This is a genomic window from Cupriavidus pampae (assembly GCF_914271485.1).
In the GTDB taxonomy this organism is placed as follows: Bacteria; Pseudomonadota; Gammaproteobacteria; order Burkholderiales; family Burkholderiaceae; genus Cupriavidus; species Cupriavidus pampae.
Map to the genome: position 1 here is coordinate 423,194 of NZ_CAJZAG010000006.1, position 23,623 is coordinate 446,816.

Sequence of the window (23,623 nt, forward strand, 5' to 3'; positions counted from 1 at the left end):
CGCGAACCGGTTATGCCCCACGGCGGATTTGCTACGCGGTCTCCGCACGAAGCACTGCGACCGCACCTGCCATACGGATACTGGGACGGCGTAAAGGTGCACGGCCCGTATCAAATCCGGCTTATTGTACTTGAACAAATTTGTCGGAGATATGGGAGAAAGCCGGACAAGGACACCGGATTTGTCCCGATGACCGTCCGGCTGCATGTGACGAGGCAGGCGGAAAAGGAGAAAGGGGGCAACGCCAGTGGCGAAGCCCCCTCGGACGGTGCCGATTCTGTCAAGTCAGGCCAGGCAGCTCTCCAGGCCCTTGAGGATGGCTTCGCGCGGCAGATCCACGCCGATGAACACCATCTTGGTGCCGGGGGTCTCGTCTTCCCACTTGGCGCCGATATCGCTGCCCATCAGCTGGTGGACGCCCTGGAACACCACCTTGCGGTCCACGCCATCCATATACAGCACGCCCTTGTAGCGGAGCAGCTTCTCGCCGTACACCGACAGGATGCCCGACAGGAATTCCTCGAGCTTGCCGTAGTTGAACGCGCGGTCGCTGCGGAACACGAACGACGCGATGCGATCGGTGTGGTGGTGGTGATGGTGGTGATCGTGCGCATGACCGTGGCCGTGGCCATGGTCATGGTCATGGTCGTGTCCGCAGTGCTCGTCGTGCACGTGACCGTGATCATGATCATGCTCGTGATCTTCCGCGCGCAGGAACTCGGGGTCGATCTCGAGCTTTTCGTTGAGGTTGAAGCCGCGCAGGTCGAAGATCGTGTCGATCGGCGTCTCGCCGAAATGGGCGGCGCGGATCGGCGCGCGCGGGTTCATGTGGAGCAGGCGGTGGCGCAGGTCGGCCACGTCCTTCTCCTCGACGAGGTCGGCTTTGGTAATGAAGATCGCATCGGCAAAGCCAACCTGGCGCTGCGCCTCTTCCTGCTTGTCGAGCTGCATGTTCGCGTGCTTGGCGTCGACGAGTGTGATCACCGCGTCCAGCAGGTAGCGCGCGGCAATCTCTTCATCCATGAAGAACGTCTGCGCGACCGGGCCCGGATTGGCCACGCCGGTGGTCTCGATGACCACGCGGTCGAAGTCGAATTCGCCCGCATCGCGGCGCGTCAGCAGATCCGACAGCGCCTGCACGAGATCGCCGCGAATGGTGCAGCAGATGCAGCCGTTGCTCATCTGGACGATCTGCTCGCGGCCGTCCTGCACGAGGATCTCGTTATCGATGTTCTCCTCGCCGAATTCGTTCTCGATCACGGCGATCTTCATGCCGTGCTGCTCGTTGAGAATCCGCTTGAGCAGCGTCGTCTTGCCGCTGCCGAGGAAGCCGGTCAGGATCGTGACCGGGATCATTTTGGACATGTTGTTCTCCGAGGAAATTGGTTCACCCGTTTCTCCACCCGCTGGACTCAGTGCGAGTGGCCGCCATGTTTGGGCGAATGCGTGGCCACATCCGCAGTCGGATGCGTGGCCACGTCATGCCGCTTGCCGCATTCGGCGCAGATGCCGTTGACGGTCAGCTCGACGTGGTCCACGGCGAAGCCGCTCGGCACCTTCGGCGTGGCCACGCGCGGCGGCGTGCCGGCCGCTTCCAGGCAGTAGGTGCGGTCGCATCGCGTGCAATGAAAGTGGCTGTGCTGCCGATGGACCTGTGCGCGCGCGGCCTCGTGTTCGAGCAGGCTGAAGCGGAACACGCGGTCGTTGCCGGCGCGCTTTTGCGCAATGCCCTGCTCGACCAGCCAGTCGAGCACGCGGTAGACCGTCACGCGGTCCACGCCGGCGTCGGCGGGCAGGCTGTCGATCACGGCCTGGTGCGTCATCGGTTCGTCACTGCCGATCAGGCACGCGAGGATCGCCACGCGCGGCTGCGTCACGCGCGCGCCGAGCACGCGCAGGCGTTCCTGCGCAACGTCGTGCGGCGCCGCGGCCGCGGTCGGAGCCGGTGGCGTGGGATGCATAGGGGGGCGGGTCATGCGGGGCATTTAACCATACGGCCCCCTTCGATGCAATTCAGTTGCGGAAGCGACCCACATGACGGGCGCATGACAGCCATGTTGCAAGTGCATTTCTCGCGGGTTAACCCCGCTGGCTGCCGCTTGTTCGCGGCAGCTAACATCCTCCTCCGGCTCCGCCTGTACGCGGGGTTGGTGGCCGCCTTCCACCCATACATATTGCCGATGGTCACTCGTGCCGAACCGATATGGCTCGCACGACCGGAAAGATCCGCAAGTCGTACACGACACGCGGGCGTCCGACGGCATCGCGGCGGTCTCAGAGGCAGTGAGCAGGGAATACAGGAGAGCATGATGAAACGAGTTGCAGTACATTTTGCCGCCGCACTGGCAGTTGCCGGCGTGGTGGCTTCGACGGGCGCGTTCGCGCAGGATTTTCCGGGTAGCAAGCCGGTGCAGGCAGTGGTGCCGTTCGCGGCCGGCGGCCCGACCGACAAGGTCTCGCGTGAACTGGTGGCGATCATGTCCAAGCACCTGGGCACCACGATCGTGATCGAAAACCTTGGTGGCGCCGGCGGCACTATCGGTGCCAAGAAGGTGGTGCAGGCCAAGAACGATGGCTACACCATCCTGATCCACCATATCGGCATGTCCACGGCGCCTGCGCTGTATCGGAACCTCGGCTTCGATCCGCTCAAGGACTTCGAGATGGTCGGCGAGATCGCCGACGTGCCGATGGTGATGGTCGGCAACAAGAACCTGCCGCCCGCCACGTTCAAGGAACTGCTGCCGTACGTGAAGGCCAACGCCAGCAAGCTGTCGCTGGCCAACGCCGGCATCGGCTCGGCCTCGCACCTGTGCGGTCTGCTGTTCCAGAGCGCGATTCAGACCGAACTGACCACCGTGCCGTACAAGGGCACCGCGCCGGCGCTGACCGATGTGCTGGGCGGCCAGGTCAACCTGATGTGCGACCAGACCACCAACATCGCTGGCCAGCTGAAGGCGGGCGCGCTGAAGCCGTACGCCGCCATGCAGCAGCGTCGCGTGGAAGCGTTCAAGGACATCCCGACCGCGGCCGAGCAGGGCCTGCCGGGCGTGGAAGTGAAGATCTGGCACGCGATGTACGCACCGAAGGGCACGCCCAAGCCCGTGATCGACAAGCTGTCGGCCGCGCTGCAGAAGTCGGTGACCGATCCGACCTTCCGCGCCAAGATGGCGGAACTTGGCGCCGAGGCCGTACCGGCCCAGCGCGCCACGCCGGATTCGCTGCGCGTGTTCCTCGGGTCGGAAATCGACAAGTGGACGCCGGTGATCAAGAAGGCGGGTGTGTACGCCGACTAACCAGTACCGTACTGCACCATGAAAAAGGCCATGCCGCGAGGCATGGCCTTTTTTGTTGCCGTCGCTGTCCCGCGACATAGTCCTGTTTTCAGTCCTATATTGGGAGTTCTGTGAATTCCGCGCCAATCGCGCGGTCCCTCTTGAAAGCCGCGCCGGTGGCGCCACCTACCGACCTGACAGACATCAACGAGGCACCATGGAACAGTATCACGGCACTACCATCGTCAGCGTCCGCCGCGGCAATCAGGTCGCGCTGGGCGGTGATGGCCAGGTCACTCTTGGCAATATCGTCATGAAGGGTTCGGCGCGCAAGGTGCGTCGCATCTACAACGGCAAGGTGCTGGTCGGGTTTGCCGGCAGCACGGCCGATGCGTTCTCGCTGCTCGATCGCTTCGAGGCCAAGCTGGAAAAGTACCAGGGCAACCTCACGCGCGCCGCGGTGGACCTCGCCAAGGACTGGCGTTCGGACCGCGCGCTGCGCCGGCTCGAGGCCATGCTCATCACGGCGGACAAGGACACCACGCTCGTCATCACCGGTAACGGTGACGTGCTCGACCCCGAGGGCGGCATCGCGGCCATCGGCTCGGGCGGCGTGTACGCGCAGTCCGCCGCCAAGGCACTGATGGAGAACACCGACCTGTCCGCGAAGGACGTGGTCGAGAAGTCGCTGACCATCGCCGGTGAACTCTGCATCTACACGAACCTCAATTTCGTCATCGAGACGCTCGAATAAGCGCAGCGCTGAAGCTCTGAACGGATTCCCATGTCGCATACCATGACCCCGTCGGAAATCGTTTCCGAACTCGACAAGCACATCATCGGCCAGAACAAGGCCAAGAAAGCCGTGGCGGTAGCGCTGCGCAACCGGTGGCGCCGGCAACAGGTGCAGGATCCCCTGCGCCAGGAAATCACGCCGAAGAATATCCTGATGATCGGACCGACCGGCGTCGGCAAGACCGAGATCGCGCGCCGTCTGGCCAAGCTGGCCGACGCGCCGTTCATCAAGATCGAGGCGACCAAGTTCACGGAAGTGGGCTACGTCGGCCGCGACGTCGACACCATCGTGCGCGATCTGGCCGAGATGGCCGTCAAGCAGACACGCGAGTCGGAGACCAAGAAGGTCCGCACCAAGGCCGAGGACGCCGCCGAGGACCGTCTGCTCGACGTACTGCTGCCGCCGCCGCGCGATATCGGCTTTGCGCAGGGCGAGGACAAGGACTCGAACACGCGTCAGGTCTTCCGCAAGAAGCTGCGCGAAGGCTCGCTCGACGACAAGGACATCGAGCTGGAAGTTGCCGCCGGTTCGCCGAGCATGGACATCATGGGGCCGCCGGGCATGGAAGACATGACCGAGCAGATCCGCACGATGTTCGCGGGCCTGGGCCAGGGCAAGAAGCATCGCCGCAAGATGAAGGTCAAGGAAGCGTTCAAGCTGCTGATCGACGAAGAGGCCGCGAAGCTCGTCAATGAAGAGGAGCTCAAGCTCAAGGCCATCGCCAATGTCGAGCAGAACGGCATCGTGTTCCTCGACGAGATCGACAAGATCGCCAGCCGCAGCGAAGTCGGTGGCGGCGAGGTGTCGCGTCAGGGCGTGCAGCGCGATCTGCTGCCGCTGGTGGAAGGCACGACCGTGAACACGAAATACGGCATGATCCGGACCGACCATATCCTGTTCATTGCCTCGGGCGCGTTCCATCTGTCGAAGCCGAGCGACCTGATTCCCGAACTGCAGGGTCGCTTCCCGATCCGCGTGGAACTGGAATCGCTGTCGGTGCAGGACTTCGAGGCGATTCTCACGCAGACCGACGCGAGCCTGACCAAGCAGTATCAGGCGCTGCTCGCCACGGAAGACGTGGAGCTGAAGTTCGCGCCGGATGGCATCCGCCGTCTGGCCGAGATCGCGTTCTCGGTCAACGAGAAGGTCGAGAACATCGGCGCGCGCCGGCTGTACACGGTGATGGAGCGTCTGCTCGAGGACCTGTCGTTCAACGCGACCCGGTCGTCGGGCCAGACCGTGACGATCGACGCCGCGTATGTCGATGAACGCCTCGCCGATCTCGCGGGCAACGAAGACCTGTCGCGTTACGTGCTCTGATGGCCGTGTCGTAATGTTGTAAAGGCACGATGTGTCCCCGCTGCGCACGGCAGCGGGGACGCTTATCGCGCGGTTATCAAATCGCACGAGAAATCTGTCGCCCTGTCAGCTTCGTAAAACTTGGTAAGTCCACTGGCGCACAGTGGCACCGGATGAGACGCTTGCGCACCTTTAACGGTCGAGCGTCGATGGGAGCGAACCCCGCATCCCGTCGAGATGACTCCGGGGAGCTTTCATGTCGCGCAATCTTTTCTACAAACGTAATCAGGTTCGAACGCGCCGCGTCGCGCTCGCTACGGTCGCGCTGCTCAGCGCGCTGACTGCCGCCACGGTGTTCCTGTGTGTGCGTCCGATGGTGACGCCCGCCAATGCGGCATCTTCGACAGAGGCCTCGGCATCGTCGGGCAACGCCACCTCCGTCACGCTGCCGCTGCCCTCTACGATTCCCACCGATTTGCCGGCTTCGGCAGTGCCTTCCACACCTAGCTCGACGATCACCGATCCGCGCGCGCGTGAGAAGGCCGATGCGGGCACCTCGGCGGCGATGGCCAATATGGCGATGGATGCGGGCAAGCTGGTCACGCTGGCCGACCGTCATGCGAGCGATGCGTTGCGTATCGCCGCGGAAAGCAGCGGCGCGCACGACGACCTTGGCTGGGACTACGTACAGCTGCGTCTGTAACTGACGCAGCTGGTTTAACGTTGTACCGGGCGCTTGCCGAGCTTGCGCTGTAGCGTGCGCCGATGCATGTTGAGCGCGCGCGCGGTGGCCGAGATATTGCCGTTGTGCTCGGTGAGCACGCGCTGGATATGCTCCCACTCGAGTCGTGCCACCGACAGCGGCATGGGCTCTTCCAACGCGGCCTCGGCCGCGTCCTCCGAGATGCCGGCCATCAGCGCCGTCAGGATCGAATCCACGTTGGCCGGCTTGGCCAGATACTCGTCCGCGCCCTGCTTGACCGCCGCCACGGCCGTGGCGATGCTCGCATAGCCCGTCAGCACGAGGATGCGCGCGTCGGGTAGCGCCGCGCGTAGCGGCGCAACCAGATGCAATCCCGATTCCGCGGGCGCGGTACCGGCCGCGTCGGCGGGCGGGCCCAGATGCAGGTCGAGCGTGACGTACGCAAACGCCGTGCGCGCGGCCAGCGCAAGCGCGGTGCCCCCATTGTGTGCAACTTGCACAGCGTAGCCGCGACGCGTGAGCGCGCGCGATAGCGTGCCCGCGAACACCTCGTCGTCATCGACGACCAGGAACGGCGTGCCAGCCAGGGGATCCACGGGAACGATAGCGAGAGCGTCAGTCATTGCGGCTTTACGATTGGAGTTCGGACGACGTGTGGTCGAGGTTGGCGTTCATGATGACGAGCGGCAGGCGCAGCTCGGCGACGGTGCCACCGTCCGGGTTGTCATGCCAGACGAGCAGGCCGCCGAGCTGGCGCGCGGCGCTCTGCGCGAGGTACAGCCCGATGCCCTGGCCGCCGTGCGTGCTGGCGACGGGCGCTTCGCCGAGGCGCGCGCGGATGTTGGGCGGAATGCCGGTGCCACGGTCGGTCACGCGGCATGACAACACCGGTGCCACGCCGCCGCCGCCGTCGGCATCGGCGGACATGAGCGTCAGATCGAGTCGTAGCGCGGGTTCCGCATGCATCGGCAGGCCGGCTGCCTGCTGGCTGCGCGCGGCGTTGTCGAGGAGGATCGTCAGGATCTGGCCCACGCGCGCCACGTCCACCGCATGCCGCGCGGCTTCGGCGCTGGCCACGGCGCGCAGCGTCGCCTGCGGATGCCGCAACTGCCAGCGCTCGGCAAACGCGGCGAGCCACGTGCTGATACGTTGCGGCGCGAGCGTGGCGTGATCCTCGCGCAGCCGCGCGAGAATCGAGCGGCACAGTTCGAGTTGCTGCTCCATGGTGCGCAGATCGGGCAGATACGACGCGATGCGCGTCTGGCCACGGCCGGCCCCGCCACCGTCCGCGCCCCCGTCGCCCGCATGCTCGGCATCCGCGCGCAGCTCGCCCGCGATGACCGCGAGCGTGGCCAGCGGCGTGCCGATCTCGTGCGCCACCGCGGCAGCCTGGTTGTTCAGCGCTTCCACGCGCGCCTCGCGCAGCAACTGCTCGCGCGCGAGGTTCAGTTCGGCATCGCGCTGGCGCAGCACGCCCGAGAGCCGTGCGACGAAGAACGCGATCATCACCGCGCTCGCGACGAAATTGAGCCACATGCCCGCGAGGTGATAGTTCACCGCGTTGTCGGGGTTGTGCAGGTTCAGTGGCACGTATTCGAGCAGCAGCAGCGAATAGCACGCGAGCGCGTAGAGCGCGAGGGCCGCCACCAGTCGCCATGGCAGGATCGCCGCCGCGATCGCGAGGCCGGGCAGGTAGAACGAGACGAACGGATTGGTGGCGCCGCCCGTGAAGAACAGGATGGCCGACAGCGCAGTGAGGTCCACCATCATCTGCGCCATCAGCTCGGCGTCCGCGGGCGCGCCGTTGCGCGCGGCCAGCCCGCGCAGCCGCAATGTGGTCAGCAGGTTGAACACCGCCTGCAGCACGAACAGCAGCAGCAGCGGCTGGTACGGCAGGATGATGCCGGCCACCGACTCGCACGACGACAGCAGCAGGGCCTGGCCCGCGAGCAACGCCCAGCGCAGCCGCGACAGACGCCGCAGGCTGACGAGGCCATGGCGCTCGGGGACGATGCCCGGTGCGCCAACCAGTGTGGCGAAGAGCGTGGCGACCCGCGTGGCGAGGCGCGTCGCGAAGGAAGGTGGGAGCAGGTTCGTGATCACTGGATACGGGGCACGATCGGCCCATGACGCGAGTGTAACAATGCCATCGCCCCGCGCTGGCGGATGCGACACCGTGCCGCATTCTGGCGCATGCGGCGCGCTGCCAGACTACGCGGTTCCACGTCGTGTGTGCGACCGTGGTCTAATCTCTGCTTTCCCTGGAGACGTACAAGATGCAAGTCAAAGGCTCTTTCCGCGCCGCCGCGATGCACGCGCTGGCTGCCACCGCATTGTTCGCCAGCGGTGCCGCCTTCGCGCAGGTCGATGTCAGCAACGTCTGGGTGCGCGGTACCGTGCCCGCGCAGACCGCTTCGGGCGCGTTCATGACGCTCCATGCGCATGAAGCCGCCAAGCTCGTCGGCGTGTCGTCGTCGGTCGGCACCGCCGAATTGCACGAGATGAAGATGGAAAACAACGTAATGCGCATGCGCCAGATCGGCTCGCTCGATCTGCCGAAGATGCAGAACGTCGAACTCAAGCCCGGCGGCTATCACGTGATGCTGATGGACCTGAAGTCCCAGCTCAAGGCTGGCGACAAGGTGCCGCTGACGCTCAAGATCGAGCAGGGCGGCAAGGTCGTCGAGCAACGCGTGACCGCCGAGGTGCGCGATCTGACGGCGCAGTCGGGCGCGCCGGCCGGCGGCGAACACAAGCATTGATGCGGCGGGGCTGAGTGGCCCGCAGCCTGCGCCATGTTCAGCCGCGCAGGCTGATCGGCGCCTCCGCCGCGCGCGGCATATCGGCCGCGACCGCAGCGGCCTGCTGCACGCGCTCACGCAGCCATGCGTGGCCGGGATCCGCCTCCGCGCGCGCATGCCACAGCATGCCGCAGCTGAAGTCGGGCAGCGTGAACGGCGGCGCGAAGATCGCGTAGCGCGCGTCGTCCGCGATCGCCGCGAGCGTACTGCGCACGGTGGTCAGTACGAGGTTGGTCCCCGTGATCAACGCCGGCGCCACGCTCCAGTGCGGCACGGTGCAGGCAATCTTGCGCCGGCCACCAAGTTTTGCCACGGCCGTATCGATCGCATCCATACGCTCGCTGGCGTTGGCCACCGCCACGTGCGAACGCGCGAGATAAGCCACCTGATCGAGCCGGCCGCTGTCACGCACGGTCGCCGCATCCACCACGCAGGCATAGCCATCGTCGAACAGCGGCGTCTCGCGCACGTCCTCGGGCCGATACGCGAACACGCCGAGCGCCAGATCCACTTCGCCATCGGCCACCTGCGCGGTCATCGCTTCGCGGCTGGCCTGCGACACCGTCAGATCGACATTGGGCGCGGCCTTGCGCAGCGCGCGCAGCAGATGCGGCAGCACCACGAGCGCGCCGTAATCCGACATCGCGAGCCGGAAGGTGCGCCGCGCGGTGGACGGCTGGAAACCGGTGGGGCCGAGCAGGATGCGCACCTGCGCCAGTGCCTCCGCCAGCGGCGCCGCCAGTTCGTGCGCGCGCGGCGTCAGTACCAGACCGCCCTGACCGCGCACCAGCAGCTGGTCGTCGAGCAACTGGCGCAGCCGGCCGAGCGAATGGCTCACGGCGGGCTGGCTCAGTTGCAGCCGCAGCGCCGCACGCGAGATATGGCGTTCCGCGAGCAATGCCTCGAGTACCACGAGCAGGTTGAGATCGATACCGCGCAGGCTATTCATTTATTCGTCGGACGAATGTCGAGTCTATTTCACGCGATTCTGACATTCGTCCTGACGATTTGCCAGCGTTGTTTTCTTCTGACGCAGGCAATCGGGGCACAGGCAAAGCTGGTCGGGCACGATATCGGTGGCAGGCAGGAACGGCTGCTGCGCGCACCAGCATTCGGACAGGCCGGCCACGTAGCCACATACAAACGCCGCGCCGCACTGGCTGCAGCGGCTGGCTCGCGGGTCGTCCACGGGGTCACCATCAGGGCCATGAGCGGGGCCGTCAGCAGGATCCATCATGCGTGTCGATTTGTCGTACGAGCGCGATCGTTTTCGATTGTTGTTGAGCGGACGTCAACTTGTTTTAAAATCGGCGCCTGCCACGGTGCGTTGCTGCAAAAGCAGCGGAAATATCACATGAGTCACGTGGGTGATCTCGTGGGTGATCTTTACACTGCGCGCGTACCGGCAATCATCATACCTGTTGAAACACTCAAGTCCTCCAGCCATGACCGACGACCAACCTGGGCCTGCCTCCACCTCGATCACCTCCATCGCGCCTGCGCTCAAGGCCGAGATTCTGGCCGAGGCGCTGCCCTATATCCGCAAGTTCCACGGCAAGACCATCGTGGTCAAGTACGGCGGCAACGCGATGACCGAGGAGAAGCTCAAGCACGGCTTCGCGCGCGACGTGATCCTGCTGAAGCTCGTGGGCATGAACCCGGTGGTCGTGCACGGCGGCGGTCCGCAGATCGATGACGCGCTGCGCAAGATCGGCAAGGTCGGCACGTTCGTGCAGGGCATGCGCGTGACCGACGAGGAAACCATGGAGGTCGTGGAGTGGGTGCTCGGCGGCGAGGTCCAGCAGGACATCGTGATGCTGATCAACCAGTACGGCGGCCAGGCCGTGGGCCTGACCGGCAAGGACGGCGGCCTGATCCGCGCCAAGCGCCTGCAGATGCCGGACCGCGAGAAGCCCGGCGCATTCCTCGATATCGGTTATGTGGGCGACATCGAGGCGATCAACCCGGCCGTGGTGCGCGCGCTGCAGGACGACGCGTTCATTCCGGTGATCTCGCCGATCGGTTTCTCCGACGACGGGCAGGCCTACAACATCAACGCGGACGTGGTCGCGGGCAAGATGGCCGAAATCCTCAAGGCCGAGAAGCTGGTCATGATGACCAACATCCCGGGCGTGATGGACAAGAAGGGCAATCTGCTGACTGATCTGTCCGCGCGCGAGATCGAGGAACTGTTCGCGGACGGCACCATCTCGGGCGGCATGCTGCCCAAGATCTCGTCGGCGCTCGACGCCGCCAAGAGCGGCGTGAACTCGGTGCACATCATCGACGGCCGCATCGAGCATTCGCTGCTGCTCGAAATCCTGACCGAACAGGCGTTCGGCACGCTGATCCGCTCGCACTGAGCGGGCCATGCCATGACGGTGGGTGGGCGCGCGGCGCCGCCCACCGGCTTTGGCGCCCCATCCCTCCGAACCCGATTTCCCCACTTGCCCCGGCGTGCACTCCAGACAACCGATCTCGCGCCGCGCCCCCGTGCGGACGCCGCTTGCCGGCAAACGCCTCGCCGGCCGCATTGTGCGCCGCCCCGCCGGCAATCTGTCCGGTCCCATCGTGTGGCTGTTCGACCTCGACAACACGCTGCACGACGCCTCCCACGCGATCTTTCCGGCCATCAACCGGCTGATGACCGAGTACGTCGCGCGCGTCCTGGACACTGACGCCGCCACCGCCAGTCGTGTGCGTGTTGAATATTGGCAACGGTACGGCGCGACATTGCTGGGTATGATCCGACATCATGGTGTCGATCCCGATGACTTCCTGCGCGCCGCCCACGAGTTTCCCGAGCTCGTCAACATGGTGCGGGTGCAGCGTGGCGTGGTCGCGCATCTGCGCCGCCTGCCGGGCCGCAAGATTTTGGTCACCAACGCGCCGCGCGACTACGCGCGCGCGGTCATGGCCATCGCCGGCATCGATCGCTGCTTCGAGCGGGTGATTGCCGTGGAAGACATGTGGGTGCACGGGCATCTGCGGCCGAAACCGGACCGGCGCATGCTGCGCCACTGGCTCGCGCGGGCGCGTGTGCCGGCGCATCGCGCGGTGCTGGTGGAGGACACGGTGTCGCATCTCAAGCATTACGCCGGGACGGGCATCCGTACCGCCTGGATCACCGGCCATCTGCGCACGCTCGCACCGTCGCGTCCGCACCTGGTGCCGGTGCCGGCCGCCAATGACGACGCGGCCATCCGCGCGACGATCGCCGAGGAAGACGCCCGGCACGCGACGCATGCGACCCAGGAACGCGCGGTCACGCTGGTGGCCGCGGAAAGTCAGGTGCCACCGGAAGCGGTGCCGCCCGATGCCGCCAGTACCGGCGGGCAACCCCCGAACGGGGGATGGCAGGCGCCCGGCGCGGGCGGCGGCGATGTCCGCGCGCCACAGTCCCAGCCCGATTCGGCGCCCCGAATGCACGCTCGGGTGGTCAACCGTCCACGTTTTGTGAACATAAAAGTACAATCACTGAATCAACTCATAAAACAAGCAAAAGGTATCGGGTCATGAATCAAACCATCGCACAAGAATCGGGGAGCCCAGCGACAAGCCAGGCTGGAAGCGTCGGACTGGTCGAGCCGGAGCTGGGCGCGGACGCCGCGGTCGCACGCAAGCGGCCGCGTCCGGGCGAGCGCCGCATCCAGATTCTGCAGACGCTGGCCGGCATGCTCGAGCACCCGCGCGGGGAAAAGATCACGACCGCGGCGCTGGCCGCGCGCCTGTCCGTATCCGAGGCAGCGCTGTACCGTCATTTCGCGAGCAAGGCGCAGATGTTCGAGGGCCTGATCGCGTTTATCGAGCAGACCGTGTTCGGCCTCGTGAACCAGATCACGCTGCAGGAAGAGCATGGCCTGCGCCAGACGCAGGCGGTGGTACGCATGCTGCTGTCGTTCGCCGAGAAGAATCCGGGTATGACGCGCGTGTTGACCGGCGAGGCACTGGTCGGCGAACACGAGCGGCTGCAGGAGCGGATCAACCAGATGGTCGATCGCATCGAGGCCTCGCTGCGTCAATGCCTGAAGGTTGCCGTCACGCAGGGGGCATTCCCCGGCGACGCCGATATCACGGTGCGCGCGGCGCTGATCATGGCGAGCGTGCAGGGGCAATGGCACCGCTATGCCAAGAGCGGCTTCCGCAAGCTGCCCGGCGAATACATCGACGGCCAGCTGCGCGTGCTGCTTGGCTGAACTGCGTGGCTGAACTGCGCGGCTAACTGCGTAGCTAAAAAGGGGCCCGACGACCTGCCGCCGGGACTTGCACTATAATCGCCGTGTCGCGCCGATTTGAAGACTGGCTTGCGGGCGCGCGGCAGCAGGGGTTCCAGGCATTCTTGTCACCTCTGTCGCCAATATAAATGCGGCTAAAGAGGTTGGTCGAGGCTCCGTATCGACCGCGCGGAACTCCGCGATAAGACCCGATTTGGCCGCGTTGCAATGACGCATCGCCAGTCGGGTTTTTTCATGCCTGTCACCAACGGGCCCGCTCCATGACCGATGTTGCTCCCCCTGCCGCAGTGTTGAGTACCCCTGAGACGCCGAACGATTCCGTGGGCATCGTCACGCCGCAGCGCATGCATTTCGCCGAACCGCTGAAGATGCGCAATGGCAGTCAGCTCGCCGGCTACGACCTGATGGTGGAAACCTACGGCACGCTCAACGCCGCGCGCACGAACGCCGTGCTGGTGTGCCACGCGCTCAACGCCTCGCACCACGTGGCCGGCGTCTATGCCGACGATCCGCGCGATGTGGGCTGGTGGGACAACATGGTCGGTCCGGGCAAGCCGCTCGATACCGACCGCTTCTTCGTGATCGGCGTGAACAACCTTGGCTCGTGCTTTGGCTCGACCGGCCCGATGAGCGTCAATCCCGCCACGGGCACGCCATATGGCGCGCTGTTCCCGGTGGTGACCGTCGAGGATTGGGTCGATGCGCAGGCGCGCGTGGCCGATGCCTTCGGCATCGCGCAGTTCGCGGCGGTGATGGGCGGCAGCCTCGGCGGCATGCAGGCGCTGGCATGGAGCCTCAAGTATCCGGAGCGGCTGCGGCACTGCATCGTGGTGGCCTCCACGCCCAAGCTGTCGGCGCAGAACATCGCGTTCAACGAGGTCGCGCGCAGTGCGATCCTTTCCGATCCTGACTTCCACGGCGGCAATTACTACGCGCACAACGTCAAGCCCAAGCGCGGCCTGCGCGTGGCTCGCATGATCGGGCACATCACGTATCTGTCGGACGAGGATATGGCCGAGAAATTCGGGCGCTCGCTGAAGGCCGAAGACATTCGCTTCTCGTTCGACGTCGAGTTCCAGGTGGAGAGCTACCTGCGCTATCAGGGCGACAAGTTCGCCGAGTACTTCGACGCCAACACCTATCTGCTGATCACGCGCGCGCTCGACTATTTCGATCCCGCGCTGGCGTTTGGCGGCGACCTGAAGCGCGCGATGGCCAACACGCAGGCGAGCTTCCTCGTGGCGAGCTTCACCACCGACTGGCGCTTTGCGCCGAGCCGCAGCCGCGAACTGGTCAAGGCGCTGCTCGACAACAAGCGTCCGGTGACGTACGCCGAGATCGAGGCGCCGCACGGACACGATGCGTTCCTGCTCGACGATCCGCGCTATCACAACCTCATGCGCGCGTACTACGACCGCATTGCCCAGGAGATTGGCGCATGAACGCCGCATCCTTTCCCGACGTGCTGGCGCTGCGCCCGGACTTTCGCGCGATCGCGCGCTGGATCGAACCCGACTCCACCGTGCTGGACGCCGGCTGCGGCGACGGCAGCCTGCTGCAAGTCCTGCAGCGCGAACTGGGCGTGCAGGCCTACGGCATCGAGATTCGCGACGAAGGCGTGCTGGCCTGTGCGCAGAAGGGCGTGCACGTGATTCAGCAGAATCTCGAAGGCGGCCTGGCGCTGTTCGAGGACAAGAGCTTCGACACGGTCATCCTGTCGCAGACGCTGCAGACCATCCACAACACCGCGCAGGTGTTGCGCGACACGCTGCGCGTGGGCCGCGAATGCATCGTCTCGTTCCCGAACTTCGGCTACTGGCCGCACCGCCTGTCGGTGTTCCGCGGGCGCATGCCGGTGTCCGAAGCGCTGCCCTACCAGTGGTACAACACGCCGAATGTGCGCGTGCTGACCATCAGCGACTTCGAGGCGCTGGCGCCGAAGGTCGGCCTGCGCGTGGTCGATCGCGTGGTCATGCACGAGGGCGTGACGGTCAACTGGGGCGGCAACTGGCGCGGCAGCCTGGCGGTCTACCGCGTCTGCGCGGTGTGATCCTGATTGACGAAAGCGCACGCAGGTCCTATCGTTCGAAACATTATCGAACGAGCGTGCTTTTTCATGTCCTCATCGTCTTCTTCGCCTGATCTTCACCCCTTCGACGACGCGCTGCAGCTGGTGCCCGTCGGCGAACATCGCTTCGACGGCCGTACCACGCCCAACTACTGGAACATGATCGGCCCGTTCGGGGGCATCACTGCGGCCACGATGCTGCAGGCTGCGCTGCAGCACCCCGAACGACTCGGAGATCCGATCGCGCTGACCGTGAACTTCGCGGGGCCGATCGCCGAGGGTCCGTTCGAGATCGAGGCGGTACCGTCGCGCACCAACCGCTCGACGCAGCATTGGACGCTGACGGTACGGCAGAACGGCGCGGTGACCACCACCGGCAGCGCGGTCTTCGCGGTGCGGCGCGACACGTGGAACTCGCCCGAGGCCGTGATGCCCGAGGTGCCCGCGGCCGAAACGCTGCCGTCGATCAAGGGGTTTGCGCCGGTGAAGTGGCTGTCGGCCTACGACATACGCGCGGTGCGCGGCGCCAAGCCGGGCACCACGCCCGGCACCGAACATCCGGACAGCATCACCGAGTTCTGGCTGCGCGATGCGCCCGCGCGCACGCCTGACTATGCCGCCATCGCGTCATGGTGCGACAGCTTCTATCCGCGCATCTTTCTCAAGCGCGCGGGCTTTGTGCCGGCCGGCACGGTGTCGCTGACCACGTATTTCCATGCCGATGCGGCCACGCTCGCCGCGCTCGGCGATCAGCACGTGCTGGGCTGCGCGCGCGCACAGGTGTTCCGGCAGGGCTTCTTCGACCAGACCGCGCAGGTCTGGAGCGCGGCCGGCGAATTGCTCGCCACCTCGCACCAGATCGTTTATTACAAGGAATAGTTCGTCAGGCCGGGCGCGCCACCGCGGCGGCGTCCGGCTCGCGCGCCTGCGCTTCGTAGCGATGGACGGTGCCGCGCATTGCCCAGAGCAGCACCACGCCGGGCATGGCGGCGACCACCGTGGACAGGTAGAACGGCGCCCAGCCCCAGGCTTCGACCATATAGCCCGAAGTTGGCCCCACATAGACGCGGCCGATCGAGGCCAGCGCGGACAGCAGCGCGTACTGCGTGGCCGAGAACGAGCGGTTGCACAGCGTCATCAGCAGCGCGACGAACGCGGCCGTGCCCATGCCCCCACACAGGTTTTCCACCGCGATGGTCGCGCCCATGGTCCACAGATGCGGCGGCGTGACCGCGAGCATCCAGTAGCCGAGGTTCGACACCGCCTGTAGCACACCAAACACCATCAGCGAGCGATACAGCCCGAGGCGCACCATCAGCGAACCGCCGAACAGCGCGCCGATGATCGTCGCGGCGAGGCCGAGCGTCTTGTTGACGATGCCGACCTGGCCCGGATCGAAACCCAGACCCCGGATCAGGAAGGTCGTCGACAGGCTGCCCGCGAACGCGTCGCCGAGCTTGTAGAGCACGATCAGCAGCAGCAGCCACCACGCGCCCTGGCGCGAGAAGAAATCGCGCAGCGGGCCGACGATCGCAGCCTCGATCGTGCGCGGCGCGCGCGCTGGTGCATCGGGCTCCGGCGCCCACGGCAGCGTCAGCAGGCCCACGCCCATCAGCGCCGCCATCAGCAGGTACATCTGCGGCCAGCCCATCACGCGATCGGCCAGATAGAGTGCCAGTCCGCCCGAGACGATCATCGCGAGCCGATAGCCGAGCACCTTGACCGCGGCCCCGGCGCCGCGCTCCGAGGTACGCAGTACGTCGGTGCTGTACGCGTCGAACACGATGTCCTGCGACGCCGACAGAAATGCGACGAGCGTCGCCAGCGCGGCCAGTGTCCACAGCGCCTCGTGTGGCGGACAGAACGCCATGGCGGCGATGCTCGCCACCAGCGCGATCTGCGTCAGCATCAGCCAGCCGCGGCGCCGCCCGAGCATCGGCGGCGTAAAGCGGTCCATCAGCGGTGCCCACAGGAACTTGAAGATATAGGCCTGGCCGACCAGCGAGAAGAACGCGATGGTCTTGATGTCGAGGCCCTCGACGGTCATCCATGCCTGCAACGTGCCCGACGTGAGCGCCAATGGCAGCCCCGAGGCAAAACCGAGCGTGAGCATGGCGCCAATCCGGCGATTGCGAAAAATGTCGAGGTAGGCTTGAAACGTCATGAATAGGCGCGGGCGAGGGGAGTGAGCGCTGGCGGGACTGCCGTGTATTATTGCACCACGCCTGCGCACCGCCCCCATTTCCCCAACCGATCACGCACCGTGACCCGCTACACCGCCGTGTTTGTCCGCTCATCGCAACGCCCGTGGCCGCACCGCCGGTGGCGGCTCGCTGCTGTTCTGAGCGCGCTATTGGCGTGGTCCGCGCCATGGACGGGACCGGTGCGCGCGCAGGGTGGCCCAGCCCCGGCCTTGTCGACGCCGACGGCCCCGGCCGTGCCCGCCGAGCCACCGGTGCCGCAGATGCAGTCGGGCCCCGCCTCAGGCGTGGCGGTGCCGCCTGCAGCCACGATGCCGGGCGACCCCGGCGTGTCCGTGGAACTGCGCAAGTCGCGCATTCGCGAGATCGTGCCGCCGGACATGATCGAGCAGCAGGCCGCGCGCGAGTACGAACAGATCAAGCAGGAAGCGATCGTGCGCCACGCGCTGGCGGCCGACCACGACCCGCAACTGCAGCGGCTGCGCGCGATCGGCAAGCGTCTGCTGCCGGAGACGCTGCGCTGGAATCCCGCCGCCGCCAAGTGGCAGTGGGAGATCAACCTGATCCATTCCAGCCAGATCAACGCGTTCTGCATGCCAGGCGGCAAGGTGGCGTTCTACTCGGGCCTGATCGACAAGCTCAAGCTGACCGACGACGAGATCGCGATGGTGATGGGACACGAGATCTCGCACGCGCTCGAGGAGCACGCGCGGCAGCGCGCGGCGCAGGCGGAGATCACCAATCTGGGCGCCAACGTGATGTCGCAGCTCACGGGCTTCGGCAACCTCGGCAATATGGATATCGGCAACAGCGCGCGGCTGATCACGCTGAAGTTCTCGCGGCTGGAGGAGACCGAAGCGGACCTGATCGGGCTCGACATGGCGTCGCGCGCTGGCTATGACCCGCGCGCGTCGATCACGCTCTGGCGCAAGATGGGCACGATGCTCGATCCCGGCGAGGAGATGCTGTCCACGCACCCGTCCGGCCGTAGTCGTATCGCGGTACTGGAAAAGCATATGAAGGAGGCGTTGCGGCTCTACGCGCGCTCGATGGACATGCCGATGGAGATGCTGCCCGAGCATCACACCAACATGACCAACCTCGGCGATGCGCCGGTGGACGAGGGCGACGAGGACCGCATGCACCCGCTCAAGAAGGCGCCGGCGGGCGCGGCACCGCAGAAATAAGACGACGCGTCAAAGTGGACGCAAAACAAAAAAACGCCGGACGAACCGGCGTTTTTTCCTAGGGCAACACAGACTTACGCGTTCAGGCCAGTCGCCTCGTCGGCACCGACATGCACGTTCATGCATTGCACCGCCGCACCGGCCGCACCCTTGCCCAGGTTGTCGAGGCGCGCGATCAGGTTCAGCTGCTCGCCGTTGCCGAACACGAACAGATCGACCCGGTTGGTGTCGTTGCTCGCCTGCACGTCGAAGAAGCCCTCGTCGAGGTTGGCGTCGCTGTTGAACGGATGCACGCGCACAAACTGCTCGCCTTCATAGTGCTTGCGGTAGATGTCGAGGATGGCCTCGGCATCGGCCTTGCGCGACAGCAGCGCCGGGAATACCGGCACCGTCACCGCCAGACCCTTGAGGAAGTTGCCGACGATCGGGTTGAAGATCGGCGCCTGCGACAGGCCGCCCTGTACGCGCATCTCGGGCAGGTGCTTGTGCGCAAGGCCGAGTGCGTACGGACGCGGGCTCTGAAGCTTCGGGTTACCGCCGGCTTCGAACTCGGCAATCATCTTCTTGCCGCCGCCGCTGTAACCGGTCAGCGAGAACGCCGTGACCGGATAGTCGCGCGGCAGCAGGCCGGCTTCGACCAGCGGACGCACGGCCAGGATGAACGCGCTCGCGTGGCAGCCCGGCACGGCGATGCGCTTGCTCGCGCGCACCTTCTCGCGCTGGCCGCGCGTGAGTTCTGGCAGGCCGTAGGCCCAATCGTCCGAGGTACGGAACGCCGTGCTGGCGTCGATCACGCAGGTATTCGGATTGGTCACCAGCGACACGGCTTCGCGCGACGCCACGTCGGGCAGGCACAGGAATGCGACGTCCGCCGCATTGAGGAAGCGTGCGCGTTCTGCCGGATCCTTGCGCTTGTCATCGGCAATGCGCAGCAGCTCCACATCGGAGCGACCCGAGAGATAGTCGAGCAGCCGGAGACCGGTGGTGCCTTCCTGACCATCGACGAACACTTTGAAAACCATGGCGGTCTCACTCTGAAAAATGCGAGGAACCCGCATTGTAACGAGGTTGCGTGACAGCTGTCCGGGTTTGCCCGTGCGCGTCACGGCAGGCGGCCGGCGCGGCAGTGCCGCAACCGGCGCTTTGCCAGACTACAGGGGGTAGTCGTAATCGATCGACAACGGCGCGTGATCGCTGAATTTCTCGTCCTTGTAGATCGCGCAGGCCTTGGCGGTGGCGGCGATCTTCGACGTGGTCAGGTGATAGTCGATGCGCCAGCCGACGTTCTTGGCGTAGGCCTGCCCGCGGTTGCTCCACCACGTGTACTGCTCGGGGCGTGGGTCGAGCTGGCGGAACACGTCGACGTAGCCGTGGCTGTCGAACAGCGCGCCGATCCACGCGCGTTCCTCGGGCAGGAAACCGGAGTTCTTGAGGTTGCCCTTCCAGTTCTTGATGTCGATTTCCTTGTGGGCGATGTTCACGTCGCCACACAGTACGATCTCGCGGCCGCTGGCCTTCAATTGCAGCAGGTGGGGCAGAAACGCCTCCATGAAGCGGAACTTGGCGAGCTGGCGGTCCTCTGAACTGGAGCCGGATGGCACGTAGACCGAAATTACCGCAAGGTGCGGATACTGCACCTCGACGTAACGGCCCTCATTGTCGAATTCGGGGTTGCCGAAGCCGGTGATGACGCGTTCGGGCTTGTGACGGGTGTAGAGGCCGACGCCGCTGTACCCTTTCTTCTCGGCATAGTGGAAAAAGCCGTGATAGCCGTGCGGGGCCAGAAAGGCGTCGGTCATGTCGGCGGCCTGGGCCTTGAGCTCCTGCACGCAGACCATGTCCGCGTCCTGCTTGCCCATCCAGTCGAAGAAGCCTTTCTTGGAGGCGGAGCGGATGCCGTTGAGGTTGGCGCTGATAATCCGTAACATCTCGGGAAATTTTAGTATTCAGAGAGAAAAGATGACGCAGCAGACGACCCCCGGCGACACGACAGGCGACATGACGGCCGACCTGACGGCTGACCTGAGCCAGACCTTCATTCGCTTCGCGCTCGACGCGGGCGTGCTGTCCTTCGGCGAGTTCGTGACCAAGGCAGGTCGCAAGTCACCGTATTTCTTCAACGCTGGCCTGTTCAATCAGGGGGCGATGCTCGGTCAGGTGGCGCAATTCTATGCGAAAACCCTGCTGGCTTCGGGCGTGCAGTTCGACGTGCTGTTCGGGCCAGCGTACAAGGGCATCACGCTCGCCTCCGCCACCGCGGTGGCGCTTGCCGGCATGGGCCGCGATGTGGGCTTTGCCTACAACCGCAAGGAAGCCAAGGACCACGGCGAGGGCGGCACGCTGGTCGGCGCCAAGCTGAGCGGCAAGGTGGTGATCATCGACGACGTGATCTCGGCGGGCACCTCGGTGCGCGAGTCGATGCAGATGATTCGTGCCGCGGGGGCCGAGCCGGCCGCCGTGCTGATCGCGCTCGACCGTATGGAAAAGAGCGGGACGGCGGACAATATCGGCACGCATTCGGCCGTGCAGGATGTGCAGCGCGAATACGGCGTGCCGGTGATCGCGATCGCGAGCCTCAAGGATCTGCTCGCGTATCTCGATGCCTCGCAGGATGGCTCGCTCGGCACGCATCGCGAGGCGGTTGCGGCATATCGTCAGCGCTACGGCGTCTGACGACTTTCCCGCCCGGGCCACGGGCCCGGGGCGGTTCGGGTTCTGACAGCATGGGGAGCAGCGCGTGGCGGACAAGCGGCAGAAACAGGTAGCGGCGGTCGAGCGGGAAGTCGGCGAGCAGGGGCCTGCCCCGCAGGATTCCGCGTCGCCAGCCATGCTGGCACCGGCGAAGAAAACTACCTCGGCAAGAGCACCGGCCAAAACCGCCGCGGCCAAGGCCCGGGCGAAAGTGGGCAAAGGCGCGGGCACGGGCGCGGGGGCCAAGACTGCCCGCGCGCGCAACGGCAAGGCCGATGATCTCCCGCCCGAGCATTGCGCGCCCGAAGCCCGTCCCGGCCACGGCCCCGCGCACGATTCCTATGCCGTGCGCGCGCTTGTGCTGCAGGGCGGTGGCGCGCTTGGTGCCTATCAGGCTGGCGTATATCAGGGCCTGTCCGAAGGCGGCATCCATCCGAACTGGATCGCCGGCATCTCGATTGGCGCGCTCAACGCGGCGATCATCGCCGGCAACCCACCCGAGACCCGTGTGGCGCAGCTGCGCGCGTTCTGGGAGTACATCTGCCAGCAGCCGTGGTTGCCGGGATTGCCGGTAGACATGCTGACCGAGGCTGCGCCGAACTGGCCCGAGCCCATGCGCATCTGGTTCGACAGCATCCACGCGGCACGAGCGCTGGTAGAGGGGCAGCGCGGCTTCTTCACGCCGCGCTCGCTGATGGACGTATGGAATCGCGGCGCCGATGCCGGTAACGCCAGCTACTACGACACCTCGCCACTAAAGGCCACGCTCGAACGCTTTGCCGATTTCGACCGGCTCAACCGTCCGCACGAGATGCGCGTCTCGGTAGGCGCGGTCAATGTGCGCACCGGCAATTTCGCGTACTTCGACAACACGCGCACGCGGCTGCGCCCCGAGCATTTCATGGCGTCGGGCGCGTTGCCGCCGGGCTTTCCGGCCGTCGAGATCGATGGTGAGTACTACTGGGACGGTGGCCTCGTCTCGAACACGCCGCTGCAGGAGGTGCTGACCGCGCAGCCGCGGCGCGATGCGCTGATCTTTCAGGTGGACCTGTGGAGCGCGCGTGGCAAGCTGCCGCACAGCCTGCTCGACGTGGCCGAGCGTCAGAAGGACATCCAGTATTCGAGCCGCACGCGCGCGATCACCGACGTCATGCGCGAGCAGCAGAACTACCGGCGCATGCTCAGCGAGCTGATGACGCTGGTGCCGCCGTCGAAGCGCGATGATCCGGCCTACCGCAAGGCGGCCGATCACGCCTGCGACGCGCGCCGCAACGTGATCCAGCTGATCTATCGCGACAAGTCGTTCGAGGGCAGCTCGAAGGACTACCAGTTCGGCGCGCTGACCATGCACGAGCACTGGGCCAGCGGGCTCGACGATATCCGCGACACGCTCAAGCATCCGCACTGGCTGGCGATTCCCGGGCCCGATCATCCGTTCGTGACGCACGACGTGCATCGCGGCAACGGGGAAGACTGAGCGCGCGCGCCAGTTGCGTTCAGCTCGCCCTCAGGTCACCCTCAGGTCACCCTCAGGTCACCTTCAGCTTGGCGAGTTCCGGGTTGGGCGGCGGGTACTCGGGCTTGAGCCGTTTGAACACGTCGGCCAGGATCTCGGCGACCATCAGGTTGCGATGGGTCTTCGAGTCGGCCGGCACGATGTACCACGGGCATTCGGGCGTGCTGGTGGCCGCGATCGCCGCCTCGTAGGCGACCTCGTAGTCCTTCCAGTACTGCCGCTCCTCGAGGTCCTTCGGATCGAACTTCCAGTGTTTCTGCGGATCGGCCAGGCGCGACTCCAGTCGTGCCTTCTGCTCGCCCTTCGATATATGGAGGAAGCACTTCACGATCGTGGTGCCGGTTCCGGTCAGCAGCGTCTCGAACGCGCGGATCTGCTTGTAGCGCCGTTCGCATTCGTCTTCATCGATCCACCCGTGCACGCGCGTGATCAGCACGTCCTCATAGTGGCTGCGATTGAACACCGCGATTTCGCCTAGCCGGGGCACCTGCGCGTGCACGCGCCACAGGTAGTCGCGCGCAAGTTCCTCGGCGGTCGGCGCCTTGAAACTGACCACGCGCAGGCCAAGGGGATCGAAGCTGCGGAACACGCCGCGCACGGTCCCGTCCTTGCCGCTGGTGTCCATGCCCTGCAGGACCACAAGCAGCTTGCGGTTGTGTTGCGCGTAGAAGATGTCCTGCTGGGTGTCGAGCCATTCGGACAGCTCGGTCAGGCGTTCGAGGTCGGCGGTCTTGTCGCCACGCGACAGCGGCTTGCTGTCGGCGGCATGATCGGCAAGGCGGAATGACTTGCCAGAGGTAATGCGGAAATCGTCCAGCGGCATCGGGGCGCTCCATCAGAGGCCACGGCAA

General features: G+C 65.6%; 24 protein-coding genes. 14 read left to right on the plus strand and 10 right to left on the minus strand.

Annotated features, from left to right (window positions below):
- Positions 1–285 precede the first annotated feature (285 nt).
- Together LDO41_RS17315 and LDO41_RS17320 are read right to left on the minus strand one after the other, a co-directional pair.
- Positions 286–1,365 (minus strand): CobW family GTP-binding protein, encoded by a 1,080-nt coding sequence (locus LDO41_RS17315; protein WP_223990338.1) that lies wholly within the window; start codon positions 1,363–1,365, stop codon positions 286–288.
- Positions 1,366–1,412: 47 nt separating this feature from the next.
- Entirely contained in the window at positions 1,413–1,976 is a 564-nt protein-coding gene (locus tag LDO41_RS17320) for a Fur family transcriptional regulator (protein WP_377741614.1), read from the minus strand.
- A 333-nt stretch (positions 1,977–2,309) separates the two neighbouring features.
- Between LDO41_RS17320 and LDO41_RS17325 the strand changes: the two genes are divergently transcribed.
- The 4 genes from LDO41_RS17325 to LDO41_RS17340 all read left to right on the plus strand — a co-directional run bounded on the left by LDO41_RS17325 (position 2,310) and on the right by LDO41_RS17340 (position 6,073).
- Entirely contained in the window at positions 2,310–3,296 is a 987-nt protein-coding gene (locus LDO41_RS17325; protein ID WP_223990510.1) for a tripartite tricarboxylate transporter substrate-binding protein, read from the plus strand.
- Positions 3,297–3,492: 196 nt separating this feature from the next.
- Positions 3,493–4,029 carry an ATP-dependent protease subunit HslV gene (gene hslV, locus LDO41_RS17330; RefSeq protein WP_223990340.1) on the plus strand — a complete coding sequence of 179 codons (537 nt, stop codon included), beginning with the start codon at positions 3,493–3,495 and terminating at the stop codon, positions 4,027–4,029.
- 30 nt (positions 4,030–4,059) lie between these two features.
- On the plus strand, positions 4,060–5,391 hold the full coding sequence (gene hslU / locus LDO41_RS17335; RefSeq protein WP_223990342.1) for an ATP-dependent protease ATPase subunit HslU: 1,332 nt from the start codon (positions 4,060–4,062) through the stop codon (positions 5,389–5,391).
- 235 nt (positions 5,392–5,626) lie between these two features.
- Positions 5,627–6,073 (plus strand): hypothetical protein, encoded by a 447-nt coding sequence (locus tag LDO41_RS17340; protein WP_223990344.1) that lies wholly within the window; start codon positions 5,627–5,629, stop codon positions 6,071–6,073.
- A 14-nt stretch (positions 6,074–6,087) separates the two neighbouring features.
- Here LDO41_RS17340 and LDO41_RS17345 read toward each other — a convergent pair whose 3' ends face one another.
- Both LDO41_RS17345 and LDO41_RS17350 read right to left on the minus strand, forming a co-directional pair.
- Positions 6,088–6,696 carry a response regulator transcription factor gene (locus LDO41_RS17345; protein ID WP_223990346.1) on the minus strand — a complete coding sequence of 203 codons (609 nt, stop codon included), beginning with the start codon at positions 6,694–6,696 and terminating at the stop codon, positions 6,088–6,090.
- Positions 6,697–6,703: 7 nt separating this feature from the next.
- The gene (locus LDO41_RS17350; RefSeq protein WP_223990512.1) at positions 6,704–8,104 is read right to left on the minus strand and encodes an ATP-binding protein; all 1,401 of its coding nucleotides are present in this window, start codon (positions 8,102–8,104) and stop codon (positions 6,704–6,706) included.
- Between the two features lie 245 nt (positions 8,105–8,349).
- On the opposite strand from LDO41_RS17350, the gene LDO41_RS17355 reads away from it, so the two are divergent.
- Positions 8,350–8,835, plus strand: coding sequence for a copper chaperone PCu(A)C (locus LDO41_RS17355; RefSeq protein ID WP_223990348.1), 486 nt, complete (start codon positions 8,350–8,352; stop codon positions 8,833–8,835).
- Positions 8,836–8,872: 37 nt separating this feature from the next.
- Here the strand turns inward: LDO41_RS17355 and LDO41_RS17360 are convergent, their stop codons facing one another.
- Both LDO41_RS17360 and LDO41_RS17365 read right to left on the minus strand, forming a co-directional pair.
- Entirely contained in the window at positions 8,873–9,823 is a 951-nt protein-coding gene (locus tag LDO41_RS17360) for a LysR family transcriptional regulator (RefSeq protein WP_223990350.1), read from the minus strand.
- 24 nt (positions 9,824–9,847) lie between these two features.
- Positions 9,848–10,111 carry a cysteine-rich CWC family protein gene (locus tag LDO41_RS17365; protein WP_223990352.1) on the minus strand — a complete coding sequence of 88 codons (264 nt, stop codon included), beginning with the start codon at positions 10,109–10,111 and terminating at the stop codon, positions 9,848–9,850.
- Positions 10,112–10,319: 208 nt separating this feature from the next.
- On the opposite strand from LDO41_RS17365, the gene argB reads away from it, so the two are divergent.
- From argB to LDO41_RS17395, 6 genes are all read left to right on the plus strand, one after another.
- A complete protein-coding gene (gene argB / locus LDO41_RS17370) occupies positions 10,320–11,237 on the plus strand; it encodes an acetylglutamate kinase (RefSeq protein WP_223990354.1) in 918 nt (305 codons plus the stop codon).
- Between the two features lie 94 nt (positions 11,238–11,331).
- The gene (locus LDO41_RS17375) at positions 11,332–12,393 is read left to right on the plus strand and encodes an HAD-IA family hydrolase (RefSeq protein WP_377741623.1); all 1,062 of its coding nucleotides are present in this window, start codon (positions 11,332–11,334) and stop codon (positions 12,391–12,393) included.
- Entirely contained in the window at positions 12,390–13,070 is a 681-nt protein-coding gene (gene slmA, locus LDO41_RS17380) for a nucleoid occlusion factor SlmA (RefSeq protein ID WP_223990358.1), read from the plus strand. Before LDO41_RS17375 ends, slmA begins: the two co-directional genes overlap by 4 nt.
- Positions 13,071–13,369: 299 nt before the next feature.
- Positions 13,370–14,551: a homoserine O-succinyltransferase MetX gene (gene metX, locus LDO41_RS17385; protein WP_223990361.1), complete on the plus strand. Its 1,182-nt coding sequence runs from the start codon at positions 13,370–13,372 to the stop codon at positions 14,549–14,551.
- A complete protein-coding gene (metW, locus tag LDO41_RS17390; protein ID WP_223990363.1) occupies positions 14,548–15,159 on the plus strand; it encodes a methionine biosynthesis protein MetW in 612 nt (203 codons plus the stop codon). The genes metX and metW overlap by 4 nt, the downstream gene beginning before the upstream one ends.
- Positions 15,160–15,225: 66 nt before the next feature.
- Positions 15,226–16,056, plus strand: a complete 831-nt coding sequence (locus tag LDO41_RS17395; protein ID WP_223990366.1) for an acyl-CoA thioesterase — start codon at positions 15,226–15,228, stop codon at positions 16,054–16,056.
- Between the two features lie 4 nt (positions 16,057–16,060).
- Here LDO41_RS17395 and LDO41_RS17400 read toward each other — a convergent pair whose 3' ends face one another.
- Positions 16,061–17,341, minus strand: coding sequence for a muropeptide transporter (locus tag LDO41_RS17400; protein ID WP_223990368.1), 1,281 nt, complete (start codon positions 17,339–17,341; stop codon positions 16,061–16,063).
- 300 nt (positions 17,342–17,641) lie between these two features.
- Here LDO41_RS17400 and LDO41_RS17405 point away from each other — a divergent pair, with 300 nt between their 5' ends.
- A complete protein-coding gene (locus LDO41_RS17405; protein ID WP_223990514.1) occupies positions 17,642–18,565 on the plus strand; it encodes a M48 family metallopeptidase in 924 nt (307 codons plus the stop codon).
- 74 nt (positions 18,566–18,639) lie between these two features.
- Here LDO41_RS17405 and argC read toward each other — a convergent pair whose 3' ends face one another.
- Complete coding sequence (gene argC, locus LDO41_RS17410; protein ID WP_223990370.1) at positions 18,640–19,587, minus strand: N-acetyl-gamma-glutamyl-phosphate reductase; 948 nt, start codon at positions 19,585–19,587, stop codon at positions 18,640–18,642.
- 129 nt (positions 19,588–19,716) lie between these two features.
- A complete protein-coding gene (locus LDO41_RS17415; RefSeq protein WP_223990372.1) occupies positions 19,717–20,493 on the minus strand; it encodes an exodeoxyribonuclease III in 777 nt (258 codons plus the stop codon).
- 31 nt (positions 20,494–20,524) lie between these two features.
- Between LDO41_RS17415 and pyrE the strand changes: the two genes are divergently transcribed.
- On the plus strand, positions 20,525–21,238 hold the full coding sequence (gene pyrE, locus LDO41_RS17420; RefSeq protein ID WP_223990374.1) for an orotate phosphoribosyltransferase: 714 nt from the start codon (positions 20,525–20,527) through the stop codon (positions 21,236–21,238).
- Positions 21,239–21,302: 64 nt separating this feature from the next.
- Positions 21,303–22,733, plus strand: a complete 1,431-nt coding sequence (locus tag LDO41_RS17425) for a DUF3734 domain-containing protein (protein ID WP_377741615.1) — start codon at positions 21,303–21,305, stop codon at positions 22,731–22,733.
- A gap of 52 nt (positions 22,734–22,785) precedes the next feature.
- Here LDO41_RS17425 and LDO41_RS17430 read toward each other — a convergent pair whose 3' ends face one another.
- Positions 22,786–23,595 carry a polyphosphate kinase 2 family protein gene (locus LDO41_RS17430; protein WP_223990376.1) on the minus strand — a complete coding sequence of 270 codons (810 nt, stop codon included), beginning with the start codon at positions 23,593–23,595 and terminating at the stop codon, positions 22,786–22,788.
- Positions 23,596–23,623: the final 28 nt, after the last annotated feature.